The sequence below is a fragment of the Parabacteroides sp. AF17-3 genome (assembly GCF_003635445.1).
GTDB classification, from domain to species: domain Bacteria; phylum Bacteroidota; class Bacteroidia; order Bacteroidales; family Tannerellaceae; genus Parabacteroides; species Parabacteroides goldsteinii.
In genome coordinates, this window is record NZ_QTMM01000005.1 from 213,054 (window position 1) to 232,593 (window position 19,540).

17 protein-coding genes are annotated in these 19,540 nt (G+C 41.2%); 15 read left to right on the top strand and 2 right to left on the bottom strand.

The genetic code is table 11. The features are described 5' to 3' along the window. Positions 1–7 precede the first annotated feature (7 nt). Positions 8–2,320 carry an ABC transporter permease gene (locus DWW91_RS08515; RefSeq protein ID WP_122327469.1) on the top strand — a complete coding sequence of 771 codons (2,313 nt, stop codon included), beginning with the start codon at positions 8–10 and terminating at the stop codon, positions 2,318–2,320. Positions 2,321–2,406: 86 nt separating this feature from the next. Further along, positions 2,407–3,147 carry a DUF5131 family protein gene (locus DWW91_RS08520; RefSeq protein ID WP_122327470.1) on the top strand — a complete coding sequence of 247 codons (741 nt, stop codon included), beginning with the start codon at positions 2,407–2,409 and terminating at the stop codon, positions 3,145–3,147. 16 nt (positions 3,148–3,163) lie between these two features. Here the strand turns inward: DWW91_RS08520 and DWW91_RS08525 are convergent, their stop codons facing one another. Beyond that, on the bottom strand, positions 3,164–4,432 hold the full coding sequence (locus DWW91_RS08525) for a DUF5103 domain-containing protein (RefSeq protein ID WP_010803080.1): 1,269 nt from the start codon (positions 4,430–4,432) through the stop codon (positions 3,164–3,166). A gap of 132 nt (positions 4,433–4,564) precedes the next feature. Between DWW91_RS08525 and DWW91_RS08530 the strand changes: the two genes are divergently transcribed. The 7 genes from DWW91_RS08530 (at position 4,565) to DWW91_RS08560 (ending at position 10,984) form a co-directional block, all read left to right on the top strand. Next, complete coding sequence (locus tag DWW91_RS08530; protein WP_122327471.1) at positions 4,565–5,914, top strand: Na(+)-translocating NADH-quinone reductase subunit A; 1,350 nt, start codon at positions 4,565–4,567, stop codon at positions 5,912–5,914. Between the two features lie 22 nt (positions 5,915–5,936). Continuing rightward, a complete protein-coding gene (locus tag DWW91_RS08535) occupies positions 5,937–7,145 on the top strand; it encodes an NADH:ubiquinone reductase (Na(+)-transporting) subunit B (RefSeq protein WP_007656844.1) in 1,209 nt (402 codons plus the stop codon). An 8-nt stretch (positions 7,146–7,153) separates the two neighbouring features. Then, positions 7,154–7,951: an NADH:ubiquinone reductase (Na(+)-transporting) subunit C gene (gene nqrC, locus DWW91_RS08540; protein WP_010803082.1), complete on the top strand. Its 798-nt coding sequence runs from the start codon at positions 7,154–7,156 to the stop codon at positions 7,949–7,951. Positions 7,952–7,954: 3 nt separating this feature from the next. After that, positions 7,955–8,584, top strand: a complete 630-nt coding sequence (locus tag DWW91_RS08545) for an NADH:ubiquinone reductase (Na(+)-transporting) subunit D (protein ID WP_044214429.1) — start codon at positions 7,955–7,957, stop codon at positions 8,582–8,584. A 25-nt stretch (positions 8,585–8,609) separates the two neighbouring features. Further along, a complete protein-coding gene (gene nqrE / locus DWW91_RS08550) occupies positions 8,610–9,227 on the top strand; it encodes an NADH:ubiquinone reductase (Na(+)-transporting) subunit E (protein WP_007656841.1) in 618 nt (205 codons plus the stop codon). Between the two features lie 27 nt (positions 9,228–9,254). Continuing rightward, positions 9,255–10,544, top strand: a complete 1,290-nt coding sequence (gene nqrF / locus DWW91_RS08555) for an NADH:ubiquinone reductase (Na(+)-transporting) subunit F (protein WP_007656840.1) — start codon at positions 9,255–9,257, stop codon at positions 10,542–10,544. A 257-nt stretch (positions 10,545–10,801) separates the two neighbouring features. Next, the gene (locus DWW91_RS08560) at positions 10,802–10,984 is read left to right on the top strand and encodes a hypothetical protein (protein ID WP_007656839.1); all 183 of its coding nucleotides are present in this window, start codon (positions 10,802–10,804) and stop codon (positions 10,982–10,984) included. 491 nt (positions 10,985–11,475) lie between these two features. On the opposite strand, the gene DWW91_RS08570 is transcribed toward DWW91_RS08560, so the two are convergent. Continuing rightward, a complete protein-coding gene (locus DWW91_RS08570) occupies positions 11,476–11,928 on the bottom strand; it encodes a type I restriction enzyme HsdR N-terminal domain-containing protein (protein ID WP_048315716.1) in 453 nt (150 codons plus the stop codon). A 58-nt stretch (positions 11,929–11,986) separates the two neighbouring features. On the opposite strand from DWW91_RS08570, the gene DWW91_RS08575 reads away from it, so the two are divergent. The 6 genes from DWW91_RS08575 to DWW91_RS08600 all read left to right on the top strand — a co-directional run bounded on the left by DWW91_RS08575 (position 11,987) and on the right by DWW91_RS08600 (position 19,475). Continuing rightward, the gene (locus DWW91_RS08575) at positions 11,987–12,763 is read left to right on the top strand and encodes an AMP nucleosidase (protein WP_007656836.1); all 777 of its coding nucleotides are present in this window, start codon (positions 11,987–11,989) and stop codon (positions 12,761–12,763) included. Positions 12,764–12,779: 16 nt separating this feature from the next. Further along, entirely contained in the window at positions 12,780–13,802 is a 1,023-nt protein-coding gene (gene holA / locus DWW91_RS08580; RefSeq protein WP_007656834.1) for a DNA polymerase III subunit delta, read from the top strand. An 891-nt stretch (positions 13,803–14,693) separates the two neighbouring features. After that, on the top strand, positions 14,694–15,143 hold the full coding sequence (locus DWW91_RS08585) for a helix-turn-helix domain-containing protein (RefSeq protein WP_007656833.1): 450 nt from the start codon (positions 14,694–14,696) through the stop codon (positions 15,141–15,143). A 63-nt stretch (positions 15,144–15,206) separates the two neighbouring features. Then, positions 15,207–15,989, top strand: coding sequence for a dihydroorotate dehydrogenase electron transfer subunit (locus DWW91_RS08590; protein WP_010803086.1), 783 nt, complete (start codon positions 15,207–15,209; stop codon positions 15,987–15,989). Next, complete coding sequence (locus tag DWW91_RS08595; protein WP_007656831.1) at positions 15,977–16,888, top strand: dihydroorotate dehydrogenase; 912 nt, start codon at positions 15,977–15,979, stop codon at positions 16,886–16,888. Before DWW91_RS08590 ends, DWW91_RS08595 begins: the two co-directional genes overlap by 13 nt. A 430-nt stretch (positions 16,889–17,318) precedes the next feature. Next, a complete protein-coding gene (locus tag DWW91_RS08600) occupies positions 17,319–19,475 on the top strand; it encodes an alpha-galactosidase (protein ID WP_122327473.1) in 2,157 nt (718 codons plus the stop codon). The last annotated feature ends 65 nt before the right edge of the window (positions 19,476–19,540 follow it).

Genomic DNA, 19,540 nt, shown 5'->3' on the forward strand with positions numbered 1-19,540 from the left:
AATTATTATGCATGCCATATACAGGAATTTTATTTCCGCACTACGATTCAATAAAACAGCAGCCATACTGAATATTATGGGATTGGCGATTGCCTATATCGTTTTTGCAACGATTTATGCACAGGTTGATTTTGCCAATAAATTTGACCGGTTCCATCCACAAGTGGATCATATTTACAGGGTAGACTGTAAAACCCCTGCATCTGTATGGTCCGTACATTCCAGATTGCTGATTGATGCTTTTGTGTCTACTTCTCCTTATATACAGAAAAGTACGTTGATCAATCCCTTTATCGGAGAATGTTATTTTACGACCGATGTCAACGGTAACCAGACAGGTTTCAAAGAAACGGTACAAACTTGTTCTCCGGATATCACCGGGATATTTGATTTTGTTTTCCGCGAGGGGACTCCCGATTGTTTGAAGCAGCCGGAGATGTGCCTGATACCCGAAAGTCTGGCCCGCAGGATATTCGGGAGTATTTCGGTTGTCGGAAAACAATTGACGGCAGAAGGAAATATCTGGACGAAAGACAGGAAATCATTGACCGTAGGAGGTGTCTATAAAGATTTTCCGGAAAATAGTCAGCTGGCAAATGCTGTTTATACGGCAGTTAGTCCCTCTTACCAGTATGAATCATGGGATGATTATACCTATGTCTGTTATATCCTTGTCACTCCGGGAGCGGATAAGAATGAGATATGTTCCGCTTTTGCCCGTTGTTTCAATGTGGAAGATGCACCGGACTATAAAGAAGCGGAAGTCAAGTTGACGAACCTGGCGGATATCTATTATGAGCCGGTCACTTCCCAGATGAAGTTTATCAAATCAGGAAAGAAAGAAAACATGAACCGGATGCTGATGGTGGCTTTTCTGGTGGCGTTGATTGCGATGATCAATTATATCAACTATTCGGTGGCCCTTATACCTTACCGGATTAAAAGCATCAATATCCGGAAGATTGCCGGGGCATCGGTTGCCAGGCTGCGTTGTGCCCAACTGTTTGAATCCGTTGTGATTTCGCTGGTGGCTTGCCTGCCAGCCGTATTGTTGAACTTGTCTCTTGATATACCGGTTCTCTTACGGCTGGTTTCTTTGTCTTTGGCGGTAGGATTCATTGCGGGTATCTATCCGGCCGTTAGCGCCACTTCCATTTCCATGCAGATGGCATTGAAAGGTTCTTATGGATTGTCTCCCAAAGGTTTGGCATTAAGGAAAATGCTTATAGGTATCCAATATATAATTTCTTTTACTTTGGTTATTCTGGCATTTGTGATCTATCAGCAGAACAGATATATGGAATCCCGTTCATTCGGATATGGTAAAAACCGTATTGCAGTAGTTGTGCTGAATGGGAAAACGGTCGGGAAGATCGACCTGTTCACGAATGAATTGAAGAAATATTCCGGTATTGAAGATGTCGCTTTCTCTTCCGCAAAGGTCGGTGCAGAAGAGTTATACCGGGGCGGCGGAGCAGAAAAGAATAACGAAATGATGTATTTTCATTATTTGAATGTTTCGCCCAACTTCCTGTCAGTGATGGATATCCCGGTAATGGAAGGAAGGTGTCCCCGCCAGGAAGACCGGCAGTCAAAGGATTTATTATTCGTCTTTAACCGGAAAGCGAAAGAAGAATACGGACTGGAGGTCGGGGACAGGCTCATTACCTACTGGAAGGATAAAGGAATGGTTATCGGGATCACGGATGAATTGAAAATAAATTCTTTGCGGACCGGTGCTTACCCGTTGGCTTTCGTCATTAATGAAAAGAATGCCGGCATGCCGGTTGCCTGTATAAAGATAAGGCAAGGGGCGGATATGGAAAAGGCGACAGAGCATATACGGCAAACATTTAAAGAGATCGATCCTGCTTATCCTGTTGAAATAGAGTATTATGAAACGATTATCAGGCAACTTTACCGGGATGAAATACGTACCGGACGGATTGTTTCCGCCTCATGTCTTGCCTCTGTCCTGATCTCTTTGTCGGGTATTTTGGGATTGGTATTATTTGAAACCCAATATCGGCGTAGGGAGATTGCGATACGGAAAGTACTCGGTGCGACCGTAAAAGATGTTTTATACCGGTTTAACAGGACGTATCTGATGGTATTGATCGTGAGTTTTGTTATCTCTGTACCTGTATCCATCTATTTTGCAGGTGAATGGTTGAAGAATTTTGCATATAAAGTTCCGCTAGACTGGATGGTTTATGTGGTATCGTTCTTCTCCATCCTGCTGCTAACTGTTTTTGTTGTTACCCTGCAAACCTGGAGGACGGCAAACGAAAATCCAGTGAATTCCTTGTCTGTCAATTAAGTGTGGTATTTATTTGTTTCTTGTTGGCAGAGGACGTAAAATATAGTACTTTCGTGCTGATTTTATTAAGGTATAAAAAGGATAGAATGAGCCAAAAAGCATCTATATGGAATCCCTGGCATGGCTGTCACAAATTGAGTGAAGGATGCCGGCATTGCTATGTTTATCGTACCGACGGTAAATATGGTAAAGACAGTTCTGTCGTCGCAAAGACGGAAAAGTTTGATCTGCCTTTGCAGCAGAAAAAGAATAAGACCTATAAGATTCCTTCGGGAAACCTAGTTTATACTTGCTTCACTTCCGATTTTCTGGTTGAAGATGCGGATGAATGGCGTGCCGAAGCCTGGGAAATGATGCGGACGCGGCGGGATCTTGATTTTCTGTTTATTACCAAACGGATCGACCGGTTGCATGAATGTCTTCCGGATGACTGGGGAGATGGCTATGACCATGTAACTATATGTTGTACCATGGAAAATCAGGACCGGATAGATTATCGCCTGCCTATCTATAAAGCAGCTCCGATAAAACATAAAATTATTATTTGCGAACCGCTTCTCGGTCCCATTGATTTCAGGGGTGAACTGGGAGATTGGGTGGAACAGGTGGTGGCCGGCGGGGAATCCGGTAAAGAGGCCCGTATATGCAATTATGACTGGGTGTTGGATATCCGCCGGCAATGTATGGAGGCAGATGTCGGTTTCTGGTTTAAGCAAACCGGTTCATATTTGCTGAAAGAAGGTTGCGAATATAAAATTGCCCGTCAGTTTCAACACTCACAGGCAAGGAAAGCTGGGATAAACTATGAACGGAAGAAGGAAAAATAAGAATGCAATGCAGGTTTTAAAATACCTGCATTGCGTTTTTAACACTTGTGACTCCGATTAAACGGTCATATTGCGTTCCCATCGGACGGTAATAGACGTAAATGGTGTATTCGTTTTCCGCCTGGTAATAATTGCCTTCTATCGGGCCGGTTTCTCCGACTGTGCTGCCGTTGGGGACGAATAGGTATTGATAATTATAACTTCCTTGTTTCAGGAGTACTGCTTTTTCGTACTGGTGGGTTTCAAAGTTATATCCCATTTTACTCTTTTCATCGAGGACATTGTGGAACAGTTCGCCGTTCAGATAGACATTTCCGTCAAGGAACGGATCGCAAGCCAAAGCGAAATGCACGATACAGTAATCCGCTTCCGTATCCGGGTCGTCACAACTGCTGCAACGGATAAAGAAACGGCCGTCCTGGTCCTGATCGTACTGATAGGTCTGGTCGCTGCGCTTATGATCGGTCATCAGTTCTACATTATAATAAGGATTGTGGTACGAAATGCTTTCTATGTGCATCCCGTTATATTTCGTGCTCAAAAATTCCATGCGGCGGTATTCGTTTCCGGCAGAGAAGATCAGACTGCGGTTGTTTGTGTAACCAATCTGATTTTCAAGAATAGTCGTCGGTTGAAGTCCTGATACGGCATTATCGCGTCGGTTATCCTGATAGACATGTATTTTCAGGTCTGTTTGCGGATAAGGTATCGGGAAGTTTTTGTTATTGACCGTGAAACTTACCTGTTGGTGAGTCTGGTTCGTATCGATATCCGTATTTCCGCTAACGGAGGCCGAAATGCCGACCATCGGTTCCACAACCGAAAAACAAGCGGTAAGGACTATCTGGTCGGGGATGTCTTCGTTGTAGATCTGCACGGCATAATTTCCCGAAACTTTGAACTGGATGTCTTCATTCGGAAGCAGCAGGTTGTAGTTTGTGTACTGCGTTGTGGTGTTAATGGAATTGGCAAAGTCATCTATCGTTAATCCTTGAAAACCACTCATATATTGAATGGGAGAGAGGATGGACCTCTGCCAGTTGGCATCACAATGAATGATAGAATAGGAATAGCGCACGCCTCCCTGTTCCAACGCATCGAAGTTGATCTGGATCTGTTGATCTCCGTTCAGTTCGATATAAGGCTCGGAAATAAACTCTCCGGCCACCTTCACCTGAAGGGTTTTTATCAGCTTGCTGTTAACGTCGGTAAAGTACGTTTGCTGAGCATTGGCCTGCATTGTAGCGGCACAAAACAACAAAAATAGTAAACAATACACTCTCATTTTCATATATCTTTCTTTGACGGTACAAAATTATGGAATTATTTCTCTAATTATTTCTTTAATCCTGCTTTAAAGCATAAAAATTTATGTACTTTTGCGGGAAAATTACATATAAACAATTTTAGTTGTATCATGGCAAATGTGATTAAGATTAAAAAGGGTTTAGACATTAATCTGAAGGGTAAAGCTTCGGAAGTACTGCTAAACGCCGGGAAAAGTGATAGCTATGCTATCGTTCCCGACTATTATAACGGTATTACCCCCAAAGTTGTTGCCAAAGTAGGAGAAAAAGTCAAAGCCGGTTCTGTATTGATGATCGATAAGAACCGCCCGGAGATCAAGTTTGTTTCGCCCGTGAGTGGCGAAGTAACTGCCGTAAACCGAGGAGAGAAGCGTAAAGTGCTTAGCATCGTTGTTAAGCCGGATACGCAGATCGAATATGAAGATTTCGGCAAGAAAAATGTGTCTTCACTGAAGAGTGAAGAGGTAAAAGAAGCCCTGCTCAATGGTGGTATGTGGCCTTTTATCAAACAGCGTCCGTACGATATCGTAGCTACGCCGTCAGATGAACCGCGCGACATTTTTGTGTCGGCTTTCTATTCTGCACCGTTGGCTCCGAATTTCGATTTCATCCTGAAAGGACAGGAAGCTGATTTCCAGACCGGGTTGGATGCATTGGCAAAACTTACCAAAGGTAAAGTGTATGTCGGTGTCAGAAATGGTTCTACCGTGAATGTGAAAGGAGTTGAAACAGTTGAGTTTGAAGGTCCGCATCCTGCAGGAAACGTAGGTGTGCAGATCAATCATATCAAGCCTGTCAACAAGTCGGAAGTTGTTTGGGTAGTAAACCCGGCAGATGTGATCGTTATCGGTCGCCTGTTCAATAAAGGCGTGGCTGATTTCAGCCGTTTAGTCGTATTAACCGGTTCTGAAACAACAGAAAGAGGTTATATCAAGACTGTTTCCGGTTGTACGATCAACAGTCTTGTTTCAGGAAAGATCCTGGAAGGCAAGGAAGACCTCCGTATTATCAGCGGTAACGTGCTGACCGGTACTAAAGTTCGTAAGGACGATTATCTGGGTGCTTATGATAACCAGATCACTGTGATTCCGGAAGGAGACAAAACTTACGACTTCTTTGGTTGGGCAACTCCCGGGTTTGGAAAATACAGTGTAAGTCACTCTTTCTTTACATGGCTGGCTCCTAAAAGCAAAGAGTATGTAATTGATGCCCGTATCAAGGGTGGCAAACGTGCCATGATCATGTCGAATGAATATGAAAAAGTGTTCCCGATGAGCATTTATCCTGAATACCTGTTGAAAGCTATTATCGCTTTCGATATTGATAAAATGGAAAATCTGGGTATTTATGAAGTTGCTCCGGAAGATTTTGCACTTTGCGAATTTGTTGACACATCCAAGATCGAGATCCAGAAGATCGTACGTCAGGGATTGGATCTGTTATACAAGGAAATGAATTAATAACATAAAAAATTAGAATACATTGAAAGCGTTAAGGAATTACCTCGACAAGATTAAGCCTAACTTTGAGGAAGGCGGAAAGCTGGCGATGTTCCGTTCTGTATTCGAAGGTGTTGAAACATTCTTATTTGTTCCGAGCACCACTTCGAAATCAGGCGTGCATATTCACGACTATATCGATTCTAAGCGTACTATGACTGTGGTTATTATCGCTTTGTTGCCTGCTTTGCTTTTTGGTATGTACAACGTCGGCTATCAACACAATCTGGCTGTTGGTGCTGATCCGGGATTTTTGATGACCTTCATCTTCGGTTTTCTGGCCGTACTACCTAAGATTATTGTTTCGTATGTAGTTGGTCTGGGTATCGAGTTTGCTGTTGCCCAGGTGAAAAAAGAAGAAATTCAGGAAGGTTTCCTGGTTTCCGGTATATTGATTCCGATGATTGTTCCCATCGATACTCCGCTGTGGATGATTGCTGTGGCTACGGCTTTTGCAGTTGTTTTTGCCAAGGAAGTATTTGGTGGTACAGGTTACAACGTGTTTAACGTTGCATTGGTTACCCGTGCCTTCTTGTTCTTTGCATATCCGGCTGCCATGTCTGGCGACCAGGTATTCGTTCGCACTGCCGATACATTCGGTATGGGTGCCGGACAGGTAGTTGACGGTTTCTCTGGTGCAACACCGCTGGGACAGGTTGCTATCGCCGGTAAAGAAATGATCGGTTCGTTCCAGGCAGTTGACGTATTAGGTCAGCCGATTTCAACCTGGGATATGTTCCTGGGATTGATTCCGGGTTCTATTGGTGAAACTTCCGTACTGGCTATCCTGATCGGTGCTGTGATATTGCTGTACACTGGTATTGCCAGCTGGAAGACAATGGTTTCCGTATTTGTAGGTGGTGCGTTTATGGCCGCTATCTTCAATATGATCGGAACAACGGTTGCTATGTGTGTATCTCCTCTGGATCATTTGTTCTTAGGTGGTTTTGCCTTCGGTGCCGTATTTATGGCTACAGACCCTGTAACATCTGCTCGTACTGAAACAGGTAAATATATCTATGGTTTCCTTGTAGGTGCTATGGCTATCATTATCCGTGCGTTGAACCCGGGTTATCCTGAAGGTATGATGCTTGCTATCCTGTTGATGAACGTATTTGCTCCGCTGATTGACTATTATGTAGTTGAAGCAAACATTAACAGAAGAATCAATCGTGTAAAACTGAATAAATAAGAAGGAGTATGGCAACTAAAAAATATAAATGTAAAGTTTGCGGTTATATCCACGAAGGAGACAAAGCTCCGGATGTATGCCCTTTATGTGCAGCCCCTTCTTCAGATTTTGAAGAGATCAAACCAGAAAAGAAAGGTGGTATGAACAGAGATAGTAATGCATATACTATAATATATGCATCTGTAATGGTTCTTCTGGTAGCGGTTGTGTTGGCTTTCACTTCACAGTCACTGAGAAGTTTCCAGAAAGAAAATGAAGATAATGATAAGAGACAGCAGATATTGCGTTCTATCAATGTTTCGGTTCCGGCCAATGAGGCTAAAGCGAAATATGGAGAATTGATCAAGGAAGCTTTCCTTGTTAATGAAAACGGAGAGAAAGTTGAAGGGGATGCTTTTACTGCAACAGCCGATCAACACCCAGTATATGTGGCAAATGTTAATGGTGAAACAAAATATATCATGGCTTTGTCCGGAGCGGGTCTTTGGGGTCCGTTATGGGGGTATATTTCTGTAGATTCGGATAAGAATACTGTTTTTGGTGCAGACTTCAGCCATCAGGGGGAAACTCCAGGTTTGGGTGCTGAGATCGCAAAACCTGCATTTAGTAACGAGTTTAAAGGTAAGAAGCTGTTTATGGACGGATCTTTCAAATCCATAGCTGTAGTTAAGCCGGGTAAAAGCGTTGCCGGACAGGATTATGTGGACGGTATTTCAGGTGGTACGATCACTAGTCAGGGGGTTGACCATATGTTATTTAATAGCCTGAGTGGTTATGTTAAGTTTTTAACCTCGCAAAATCAGTAAAAGATGGGATTAATGTCAAGTAAAAATAAAGAAGTACTGTTAGGCCCGTTGAGCAAAAACAACCCTGTTATCGTTCAGATGTTGGGTATTTGTTCTGCACTGGCTGTAACATCTAAACTTGAGCCGTCTATTGTTATGGGTATTTCCGTGACGGCTGTTGTGGCTTTTGCCAACGTGATTATTTCGTTACTGCGTAATACAATTCCTAACCGTATCCGTATTATCGTACAGTTGGTTGTTGTTGCTGCGCTGGTAACTATCGTAAGTGAAGTCTTGAAAGCGTTTGCCTATGATGTGAACAAACAGCTTTCTGTGTTCGTTGGTCTGATTATTACTAACTGTATCCTGATGGGACGTCTGGAAGCATTCGCCCTGGGTAACGGTCCGTGGGAGTCTTTCCTGGACGGTATCGGTAATGGTCTTGGATATGGTTTGATTCTGGTGATCGTAGGTTTCTTCCGTGAATTGCTTGGTTCAGGTACGTTGCTTGGATTCCAGGTGATTCCGCAGGCATTCTACGACTTCGGCTATGTAAACAACGGTTTGATGATTCTGCCTCCGATGGCTTTGATCGTAATTGCCGTGATTATATGGGTTCACCGTTCAAAGAACAAAGAACTTCAAGAAAATTAATGCAAACTATTAAACGAATAATAGAATGGAAGAATATTTAAGCACGTTTGTCCGCTCGATCTTCGTAGACAACATGATTTTCGCATACTATCTGGGTATGTGTTCTTTCCTGGCTGTTTCCAAGAACGTAAAGACTGCTTTAGGATTGGGTATGGCTGTAACGTTCATCCTGGTATGTACGTTACCGATTAACTATATGCTCGAAAATTATATTTTGAAAGAAGGCGCCATGAGCTGGTTGGGCGCTGAATATGCAGGTGTGAACCTGAGTTTCCTTTCACTGATCATTTTCATTGCCATCATCGCTTCATTTACGCAGTTGGTTGAAATGGTTGTAGAAAAGTTTGCTCCGGCCCTGTATGCTTCTCTGGGTATCTTTTTGCCGCTGATCGCTGTAAACTGTGCTATCCTGGGTGGATCTCTGTTTATGCAACAAAGAGCATTTCCTAATGTGGGAGTTGCTACTGTATACGGTTTAGGTTCTGGTATCGGTTGGATGCTGGCTATCGTTGGTATGGCTGCAATCCGCGAAAAATTAGCTTATTCAGATATTCCAAAGCCTTTGAAAGGGCTGGGTATCACCTTTATCATTACCGGTCTGATGGGTATGGCATTTATGTGCTTCTCCGGACTTAAGATCTAAGTATTAACGCATTAAACAAAAATAAAGATGATTATATTAATGTCGGGCGGACTTACCATTGCAGTGGGAGCGGTTGTATTCCTGGTGATTACACTGATCCTTGTAGGTGCGCTTTTATTTGCGAAAGCAAAATTAATACCATCGGGCAATGTGAGGATGGTTGTTAACGGAGAGAAGGAATACGACGTTCCTATCGGGGGAACCGTATTGAATACACTTCAGAGCGAAGGTATTTTCCTGTCATCTGCTTGTGGTGGTAGCGGTAGCTGCGGACAGTGTCGTTGCCAGGTGCCGGAAGGTGGCGGAAACATTCTTCCTACGGAAGTTGGTTTCTTTTCCCGTAAGCAGATCAAGGATCATTGGAGACTGGGATGTCAGACGAAGATAAAAGAAGATATCAAAATCAAAGTTCCTGATGAAGTATTCGGTGTAAAAGAATGGGAATGCGAAGTGATCAGCAACAAGAACGTGGCTACTTTTATCAAGGAGTTTATCGTGGCATTGCCTAAGGGTGAACACATGGATTTCGTTCCGGGTTCTTATGCCCAGATCAAGATCCCTGCATATACGATGGATTATGACAAGGATATCGATAAAGATCTGATCGGTGAAGGTTACCTGCCAGCATGGAAGAACTTCGGTTTGTTCGGCTTGAAGTGCCAGAACACTGAACCGACTATCCGTGCTTATTCAATGGCTAACTATCCTGCTGAAGGCGACCGTATCATGTTGACTGTACGTATCGCTACTCCTCCTTTCAAACCGAGAGAACAGGGTCCTGGATTCCAGGATGTAATGCCGGGTATCGCTTCTTCTTATATCTTTACCCTGAAACCGGGTGACAAGGTAACAATGAGCGGTCCTTACGGTGATTTCCATCCGATCTTCGACTCTAAGAGAGAAATGATGTGGGTCGGCGGTGGTGCCGGTATGGCTCCGTTGCGTGCTCAGATTATGCACATGACTAAGACACTGAAGACTACAGATCGCAAGATGTCTTATTTCTATGGTGCACGTGCTTTGAACGAAGTATTCTATCTGGAGGACTTCCTGGAAATAGAAAAGGAATTCCCGAATTTCACATTCCACCTGGCGCTTGACCGTCCTGATCCAGCTGCTGATGCAGCCGGAGTAAAATATACAGCCGGTTTCGTTCATCAGGTAATTTACGATACTTATCTGAAGGATCACGAAGCTCCGGAAGATATCGAATACTACATGTGTGGTCCGGGCCCGATGTCGAAAGCAGTAGAAAATATGCTTGACAATCTGGGTGTACCTCGTGAAATGTTACATTTCGATGACTTCGGTGCATAATTGAAAGGTCGATTATAGATCTACATAACGGAAAGGGAGGAAAATTAAAGTTTTCTTCCCTTTTTTCTTTTCTGTTCTATTTATTAAAAAGCCATATAAAATACATATACCCAATTTATTATATAGTTCTGAAACCTGAATTTCAACAAATTTTCTATAGAAAAACGAATAAAATGTACTTTCCTATGTAATATCATGCAGCATTTTTCGTTCTTATTACATCTTAGCTAATAGAGACATAAAAATTGAGCAAGATTATGAAGCCGTTGATTTTATCTTTTTTTGCAGTCATACTGGGTTACTCTCTTCTTTTTAATGAAAAAGAAGAAATCAGCCAGCCGATCCATGGGATTGATAATTCAGTGTATATCCATAAAGCGGATACGCCGAGAATCGATTCTATCGCTATCTATCATAACAGAACCGCTTCTGTTTTATAAAAAATACTCCTAATAGCAATATTTATTCTGTAAATGTTTGTTTATTAAATAAATATTGCTATGTTTGTTCCGTATAATTGTTAACATACGGAAATGCTATACCAGTTTATTACTATATATACTTCTGACTTTTGGATGACAATGCTCTTGGGAGTGTTGGCTTTTTTGTGTTTGCCTGTTGTCACAGGTGAAATAAGCCAGTTTTTTCAAACTGATAATGCGACCCGATTAATTCCGGTTGCTTCCGATTCTGTTTTTGCGGGGGAACAGGAAGGAACAACTGAATATAAGGTCTGCGTTACACCTCATATATTTCAAACTAAATTTTTGATAAGGAATTACAGTCACTGGTTGGGCTGACGAACCCTTGTCCGGCAACCATACGTTGAAGGATAAGGGGAGATGCTTTGTGTAAAAAATGTAATACTTGTTTATCTGTCTGTTTTCAGGTAAATAAGAATAAAGCTATTGTCTCTTCTTATCTGTTTTTCTCATTCCAGCTCTTTATATTCAGGGATACCTTCCAGAAAAGAATAAGTGAGATTTTCGTAGTCTATTTTACAGCAGAAATGGCTGATGCCGTTGCTGACTGCGAGGTAACGTACATGCAGCACCATGTTGTAACGTACTATCTGATCGAATACAGCACTCGTTATCTCAATGGAGGGGGCTTTGTACTCAACGATCATTAAAGGGGCTAAAAAGCGGTTGTATGCGACTGAATCGCATCGTTTGGATGTTCCGTTTAATTTTAATGGAACTTCATTTGCTAATAGTTCTTTGGGATATCCTTTATGCGTAATCAGATAATTTACAAAGTGTTGGCGGACCCATTCTTCAGGAGTCAGTGCAACATATTTGCGGCGTACGGGATCGAATATAGTGTGCTTCCCGTCTTTTTCCTTTACTTTCGCAGCGAATGTTGGTAAGTTTAATGACAGCATTTATTATATTTGTCGTTTATATTATACACAATAATTATACCCTCAAAGGTAATGATTTATGAAAACAAAACAAGAAATCGTTGAAAATTGGCTACCTCGTTATACGGAACGTAAGCTGGAAGATTTTGATAAGTATATACTACTCACGAACTTTACCAAATACGTAGAACTATTTGCCGAGAATTTTAATGTTCCTATACTCGGACTGAAAAGCTCGATGCCGAATGCTTCGGCCGAAGGTATTACTATCATTAATTTCGGGATGGGAAGTGCAAATGCTGCAACGATCATGGATCTTTTATCGGCTGTAACCCCCAAGGCTGTGCTGTTTCTGGGAAAATGCGGAGGATTGAAAACAGCTAATAATTTGGGAGACTATGTTCTTCCGATTGCAGCGATCCGTGGAGAAGGAACTTCCAATGAATATCTGCCGCCGGAGGTACCTTCGCTTCCCGCTTTTTCCATGTTGCGTGCCATCTCTTCTGCTGTCCGCGACCAGGGAAAAGATTACTGGACCGGGACGATTTATACAACCAACCGGCGTGTCTGGGAATATGATACGGCATTCAAAGATTATTTGAAGCGGACACATGCGACCGGCATAGATATGGAGACCGCCACATTACTCACTGCCGGCTTTGCAAACAAGATTCCGACCGGTGCTTTACTGATGATCTCGGATAAGCCGATGGAGGAAGACGGTGTGAAAACAGAAGCCAGCGACCGTATCGTTACCCGTAGCTTTGCTCCGGAACATGTGAAATTGGGTATTGAAGCACTCCATCAGATCATAGATGAGAAGAAAACGGTACGCCACATCCGTTTTAGTTGGTAATAATTAAGTCTTTATTATGGCAAAAAAAGAAAATACGTTTGAAGAAATATGCCGGGATATCGTGGCCAAGAAGTTCCAGCCCGTTTATATATTAATGGGTGAAGAACCTTTCTTTATGGACCGGATAACAGACCTGCTTATTGAAAATGTGCTTGCCGAATCCGAGCGCGACTTTAATCAGATGATTATGTATGGGGCGGATACGGATGCGGCTATGATTATAAATGCAGCCCGCCGGTTTCCGATGATGTCGGAATATCAGTTGGTGGTTGTGCGGGAAGCCCAGTTGGTCCGTGATATAGAATTGCTGACCAACTATGTGAAAAATCCGCTTAAGTCGACTGTGCTGGTTGTTAACTATAAGTATAAGAATCTGGACAGGCGGAAAACATTGGCCGCTGCAACCGAAAAGAACGGGATTCTATTCGAATCGAAAAAGATTCCGGATTATAAAATGCCGGGGTTTATCGTCTCATTTATGCAGCAACGTTCCATAGGAATCGATCAGAAGGCCGCTCAAATGCTCTCAGACTTCCTTGGAAACGATTTAAGCCGTCTAAGTAAGGAATTGGACAAGCTGGTATTGATCTTGCCTGAAAAGGCTCCAAAACGCGTCACTCCGGAACTGATAGAACAGAATATAGGAATCAGTAAAGAATACAATAACTTTGAGTTAATAAAAGCACTTGCTGTAAAGGATGTTTTAAAAGCAAACCGGATTGCCCAGTACTTTGAAAAGAACCCCAAGAGTAATCCTATACAGATGACCCTTCCTGTAATTTTTAATTATTTCTCCAACCTGTTGATTTGTTATTATACGAAAGACAGATCGGAAACCGGATTGATGACAGCTTTAGGATTAAGAGGAACTTTTCAGGTAAAAGATTATATGACCGGATTGAGAAATTATCCGGCTATGAAAGTTTTTAATCTGATAAGTGATATCCGGACTACCGATGCCAGATCGAAAGGGGTAGATAATTCTTCCGCATCTGATGCTGATCTGCTCAAGGAATTATTATATAAAATTCTTCATTAGCATAAAATGTACTTAACAATAGAAAAACTGTATGTGTCACTAAAAATTTGAATTAGTGCACATGCAGTTTTTGTTTTTTATCGTTATTTCTCTGGAATGCTCGGATTTATGAACCTTCAAAATGACCTTCTTTATTTTGTTTTTCAATAGCTTAGTTTACATTTTACCCCTCTGAGAATTCAATATTTCTTTCTTCCCGTATAATTGTTCACAAATATCACGAAAAAATCAAGTTTTAGAGTGAAGGATACAAAAGTATCCACTTTCTTCCTGAATTATTCACATAGGATAGGACAAATTGTCAGAAACATTTTTCAACAGTGTATTGCTTATTTACAATAATAACAAATATGTCTGCTGTAACATTTGTGTCGGATCAGATATGTTTACGTAAATAAAACAAGTGCGTTACTTATGTATCTATAGTGGTGCAAATACAAATGTAACCAATATACATTACTAATATAAATCAATAAAAATAGGTTTAAATACTGTTATTGCAAATATGTATGATAAAATATCAAAACCCAGCCTGTTATCTAATTAAATTAATCGTTTACATTAATTTATGGCAATATTCTCGTATATAAATGTGAAATAGAAGTCATTTTAGCTAAAATAATAATCTTTAATCACCTATACAACAGGTTTTTATTTAATAAAATCATCAATGCTACTTTAATCTCTTTTAGAGGCTTGTTATAGGGGTTTACAAAAGTATGCGTTATATTATTATACTGTGTGTTACAAATATATCCGTATATGATTATAAAAATAAATTGCACAATTGGAGATAATGATTTATATTTGTATCAGTATATAATTCTATACTATATTCATGTAAACAGACAGATTGGCAGTGATTTTTGGTCAATAAATCGTATTTTGGTAATGAAAGAACGTATTTTAGCAGTAATGGAACACGAAGGATTGACTCCTTCTAAATTTGCCGAAGCAATCGGTATCCAACGTTCGGCTATGTCGCATATTATATCCGGCAGAAATAATCCGAGCCTGGATGTACTAATTAAAATATTGGAACGGTTTACATACGTAGACTCCGACTGGCTTTTATTTGGTAAAGGCACTATGATGCGTGAACATGTGTTAACTGAGCCCAATTTGTTTACAAATACGACGATAATTCCGTCCAACGTACAAGATTCTCCCGAATATCGCAAGGAAATTAGGGTTGAAACACCTGTAAACACTACTAAACAGCCTGTTATTGAACAGATTGTATGCCAGGATAAGCCTTCCAGAAATGTGAGCAAAATAATGATATTCTATTCAGATAATACGTTTGAGACTTTTACCCCCGAAAAAAACAAGAAAGACTAACCCAACATTGTTATATACATCTTATTCATGTATCTTTGTATAGAAATTGAGTAATCATATTATATGAAGAAGTACATGTTAGATATGAAGGTAACTGAAAACAACCGCCTTCATAAAAATTATTGCCTGCTAAAGTTAACCTGCGACGACACTTTGCCGGAAATGCTTCCCGGCCAGTTCGTTCAGGTGCTCGTGGATAACTCTCCTACAACATTTCTTCGCCGGCCTATTTCAATCAACTTTGTAGATAGAACAACCAACGAATTGTGGTTGCTTATCCAATTGGTTGGCGATGGTACACGTTGTATGGCGGAATACCGTCCCGGAGATATTGTAAATATCATGTTGCCATTGGGTAACAGTTTTACAATTCCTGCCAGTGAAGATAAAAATCAGAAATTACTGCTTATTGGCGGTGGTGTCGGTACTGCTCCGATGTTATGCCTGGGATCAGCCTTGAAGAACGCCGGTTTTGAACCGGTATTTCTGTTGGGAGCCCGTTCAAAGGATGATGTGTTGCAGTTGGATGAGTTTGCGAAGATAGGAACTGTTCACATAACTACCGAAGACGGCACTTTGGGTGAAAAAGGCTATGTAACAAATCATTCCGTATTGAAAAATGTTCATTTTGACCGGATTTACACATGTGGACCGAAGCCGATGATGGTAGCTGTTGCCAAATATGCCGCCGCTGAATCGATCACATGCGAAGTCTCATTGGAAAATACAATGGCTTGTGGTATAGGTGCTTGCCTATGCTGTGTGGAAAATACCCAAGAAGGTCATGTATGTGTTTGTACTGAAGGTCCCGTATTTAATATAGAGAAATTGAGATGGCTGAATTAAATGTAAACATAGGAAATTTGCAGTTAAAAAACCCGGTAATGACTGCTTCGGGTACATTTGGATACGGAGTCGAATATTCAGACTTTATGGATATTTCAAGACTGGGTGGTATTTTTGTAAAAGGAACAACCATCCAACCACGTGAAGGAAATCTGTATCCCCGCATGGCGGAAACTCCTTCCGGAATGTTAAATGCGGTAGGCCTGCAAAATAAAGGAGCACAATATTTCGTAGATCATATCTATCCTGCTATTAAGGATATCGATACGCATATGATCGTAAATGTGAGCGGTTCGTCGGTGGAAACATACGTGGAATGTGCAGAAAAAATAGCTGAACTGGATAAAATTCCGGCTATCGAACTTAATATTTCCTGCCCGAATGTGAAGCAAGGTGGTATGGCTTTCGGGGTTACAACCTGTGGTGCTGCCGAGGTTGTGAAGGCTGTCCGTAAGGTTTATCCCAAGACCCTTATTGTAAAACTTTCTCCTAATGTAACCGACATTACCGAGATAGCCAAAGCGGTCGAAGCCGAAGGTGCCGACTCTGTTTCACTTATCAATACCATGCTTGGCATGGCCATTGACGCAGAGAAACGTAAACCTATATTATCTACAATAACCGGTGGCCTTTCCGGTCCTTGTGTAAAGCCGGTTGCCCTGCGTATGGTATGGCAAACTTACAAAGCAGTTAAGATTCCTATCATCGGTTTGGGAGGTATTTCCAACTGGAAAGATGCCGTCGAGTTTATGTTGGCCGGAGCTACTGCCATACAGATTGGAACCTATAATTTTATAGATCCGACTGTCTCTGTAAAAGTGATCGATGGCATGAATGAATACCTGGACAGACATGGATTCAAATCTGCCAAAGAGCTTATAGGGGCTTTGGATGTATAAACCTATTGATTAAATAGAAAGACTTACTTGTTTTATTTGACAAGAAAAGGGACTTATTATTTATCCAATCCGGGTGTTACCGATAGATACACCCGGGTGTAACCATAGTCGACATCCGGGTCTCAAAGTACCTGACACCCGGGTGTCAATTTGTTTTAATACTTACCTTTGTCAAAAAAGACAGTAGGTTTCATGAAAAATACAAGTATCATCGGATAACTGACTACACTATTGATCTCACTGGTTATATCCTGAAAAGCATGACAGTTGTATGATAGTATAATGATAGTTTTATGATAGTTGAAGGATGTTTTTTAGCTGTGTAAACCTTTAGTAAACAGTAAGATGCAGGAAAATTATGATAGTATGATAGTTGTTTTCAATTTTCAAGTAGAGTAAATACGTATTGTAAACCAAGTAAAATAATGAAATGAAAAACAAATTATTTCTTTTAATCTGCCTGATTGTTATATCTATATCGTTGAAAGCCAACGATAAAACAATTATTCCTATTACAACAGACAATATCAGTCTGATTTATAAAGTAGGTAATAACGGGCGTTTGTATCAATCATATGTAGGGCAAAAACTCCGTTTTGATAGTGATATCGACCAGTTGCCTATGCTTGGCGAGGCTTATATCACACATGGTATGGAAGATTATTTCGAACCGGCTATCCGGATATTGCACAATGACGGCAATCCTTCCCTGTTGCTGAAGTATGTATCTTATAAAACCAGCGATTTGCAACCGGGTGTTACGGAAACCGTTATTAAACTGAAAGACGACGTTTATCCCGTAACGGTTGATCTTCATTTTATTGCTTATGCCGAAGAAAATATAATCAAAACATATACCGAGATATCTCATCAGGAGAAGAAGCCGGTTGTGCTTTATAATTATGCTTCTTCTTTGCTTCATTTGAATGCTGGTAAATATTTTCTGACAGAATTTGCCGGAGACTGGGCACATGAAGTCAACATGACGGAACAACAGCTTTCATTTGGTAAAAAAGTATTGGATACCAAGTTGGGAAGCCGTGCCAATATGTTCAATTCGCCTTTCTTTTTGCTTGCACTGAATGAGGAATCAAAGGAAAATGAAGGAGAAGTCCTTTTCGGAACCATTGGTTGGACGGGGAATTTCCGTTTTACTTTTGAGGTGGATAATTTGAATAATTTGCGTATCCTTTCCGGCATAAACAACTATGCTTCAGAATATTCGTTGAAGCCACAGGATATATTCCGGACTCCTGAGTTTATCTTTACTTTCAGTGCGGAAGGGAAAGGAAAAGCAAGCCGCGACTTCCATAAATGGGCCCGTAAATATCAGGTAAAAGACGGCGATAAACCGCGTATGACTTTGCTGAATAACTGGGAAGCCACTTATTTCGATTTTAATGAAGACAAGCTGGTCGATATTATGGACGAAGCCAAATCGCTGGGAGTTGATATGTTCCTGTTGGACGACGGATGGTTTGCCAATAAATATCCCCGTAGCAGTGACCGTCAGGGCTTGGGTGACTGGGATGAAACAGTGACGAAGTTGCCGAACGGCATCGGTAAACTGGTGAAAGAGGCAACCGACAAAGGTATAAAATTCGGATTATGGATTGAGCCGGAGATGGTGAATCCTAAAAGCGAACTCTATGAAAAACATAAGGATTGGGTAATTCATCTGCCGAACAGAGATGAATATTACTTCAGAAATCAAATGGTATTGGACCTTAGTAATCCGAAAGTTCAGGATTATGTATTTGGAATTGTAGACAATCTGATGACGAAATATCCGGGTATCGCTTATTTTAAATGGGATTGCAACAGTCCGATTACCAATATTTATTCTCCTTATCTGAAAGATCAGCAGTCTCATTTATATATTGAACATGTAAAAGGATTGTATAATGTTTTGGAACGTGTAAAAGCCAAATATCCGAACCTGCCGATGATGCTTTGCTCCGGTGGCGGCGGACGTTCTGATTATGAAGCGTTGAAATACTTCACCGAGTTTTGGCCAAGCGATAATACGGATCCGATAGAACGTATCTTCATCCAGTGGGGGTATTCTCATTTCTTCCCTTCCAAGACAATGGCTGCCCATGTGACAAGCTGGAATAAGAATGCAAGCGTGAAATTCCGTACGGATGTTGCGATGATGGGTAAATTGGGTTTTGATATCCGTATTCATGATATGACTCCGGCAGAACAGGAATATTGCAAAGGGGCGGTGAAGAATTTCAATCGTTTGGGTAGCGCTATTCTGGATGGCGACCTGTATCGTCTAGTGTCTCCTTACGAAGGAAATCATTCTGCTGTGATGTATGTGAATGAAGCGACGGATAAGGCTGTTCTTTTCGCTTTTGATATCCATCCCCGATATGCGGAAACGTTACAACCTGTACGTTTGCAAGGGTTGGCTCCAGAAGCTCAGTATGAGATAAAAGAGATCAATTTGCTTCCGGATACCAAATCTATATTAAAATGTAACGGAAAGACGTATTCCGGTGAATATCTGATGAAAGTCGGTATTCCGGTATTTTCCGGTAGGCAATTAGCTAGCCGGGTGATTGAAATATCGAAAAAATAAAAGGATATATTCATTAATAGAAAACGGAGAGGCTTGATAAATAAGTCTCTCCGTTTTTTATTATT

Coding starts and splice junctions, on each gene's coding strand:
- DWW91_RS08595 (WP_007656831.1), top strand. CDS start 15,977: ATGGCTGAATTAAATGTAAACATAGGAAATTTGCAGTTAAAAAACCCG.
- DWW91_RS08570 (WP_048315716.1), bottom strand. CDS start 11,928: ATGCTGTCATTAAACTTACCAACATTCGCTGCGAAAGTAAAGGAAAAA.
- DWW91_RS08530 (WP_122327471.1), top strand. CDS start 4,565: ATGGCAAATGTGATTAAGATTAAAAAGGGTTTAGACATTAATCTGAAG.
- DWW91_RS08520 (WP_122327470.1), top strand. CDS start 2,407: ATGAGCCAAAAAGCATCTATATGGAATCCCTGGCATGGCTGTCACAAA.
- nqrC (WP_010803082.1), top strand. CDS start 7,154: ATGGCAACTAAAAAATATAAATGTAAAGTTTGCGGTTATATCCACGAA.
- DWW91_RS08515 (WP_122327469.1), top strand. CDS start 8: ATGCATGCCATATACAGGAATTTTATTTCCGCACTACGATTCAATAAA.
- DWW91_RS08545 (WP_044214429.1), top strand. CDS start 7,955: ATGGGATTAATGTCAAGTAAAAATAAAGAAGTACTGTTAGGCCCGTTG.
- DWW91_RS08560 (WP_007656839.1), top strand. CDS start 10,802: ATGAAGCCGTTGATTTTATCTTTTTTTGCAGTCATACTGGGTTACTCT.
- DWW91_RS08525 (WP_010803080.1), bottom strand. CDS start 4,432: ATGAGAGTGTATTGTTTACTATTTTTGTTGTTTTGTGCCGCTACAATG.
- DWW91_RS08575 (WP_007656836.1), top strand. CDS start 11,987: ATGAAAACAAAACAAGAAATCGTTGAAAATTGGCTACCTCGTTATACG.
- DWW91_RS08590 (WP_010803086.1), top strand. CDS start 15,207: ATGAAGAAGTACATGTTAGATATGAAGGTAACTGAAAACAACCGCCTT.
- DWW91_RS08600 (WP_122327473.1), top strand. CDS start 17,319: ATGAAAAACAAATTATTTCTTTTAATCTGCCTGATTGTTATATCTATA.
- DWW91_RS08585 (WP_007656833.1), top strand. CDS start 14,694: ATGAAAGAACGTATTTTAGCAGTAATGGAACACGAAGGATTGACTCCT.
- nqrF (WP_007656840.1), top strand. CDS start 9,255: ATGATTATATTAATGTCGGGCGGACTTACCATTGCAGTGGGAGCGGTT.
- holA (WP_007656834.1), top strand. CDS start 12,780: ATGGCAAAAAAAGAAAATACGTTTGAAGAAATATGCCGGGATATCGTG.
- nqrE (WP_007656841.1), top strand. CDS start 8,610: ATGGAAGAATATTTAAGCACGTTTGTCCGCTCGATCTTCGTAGACAAC.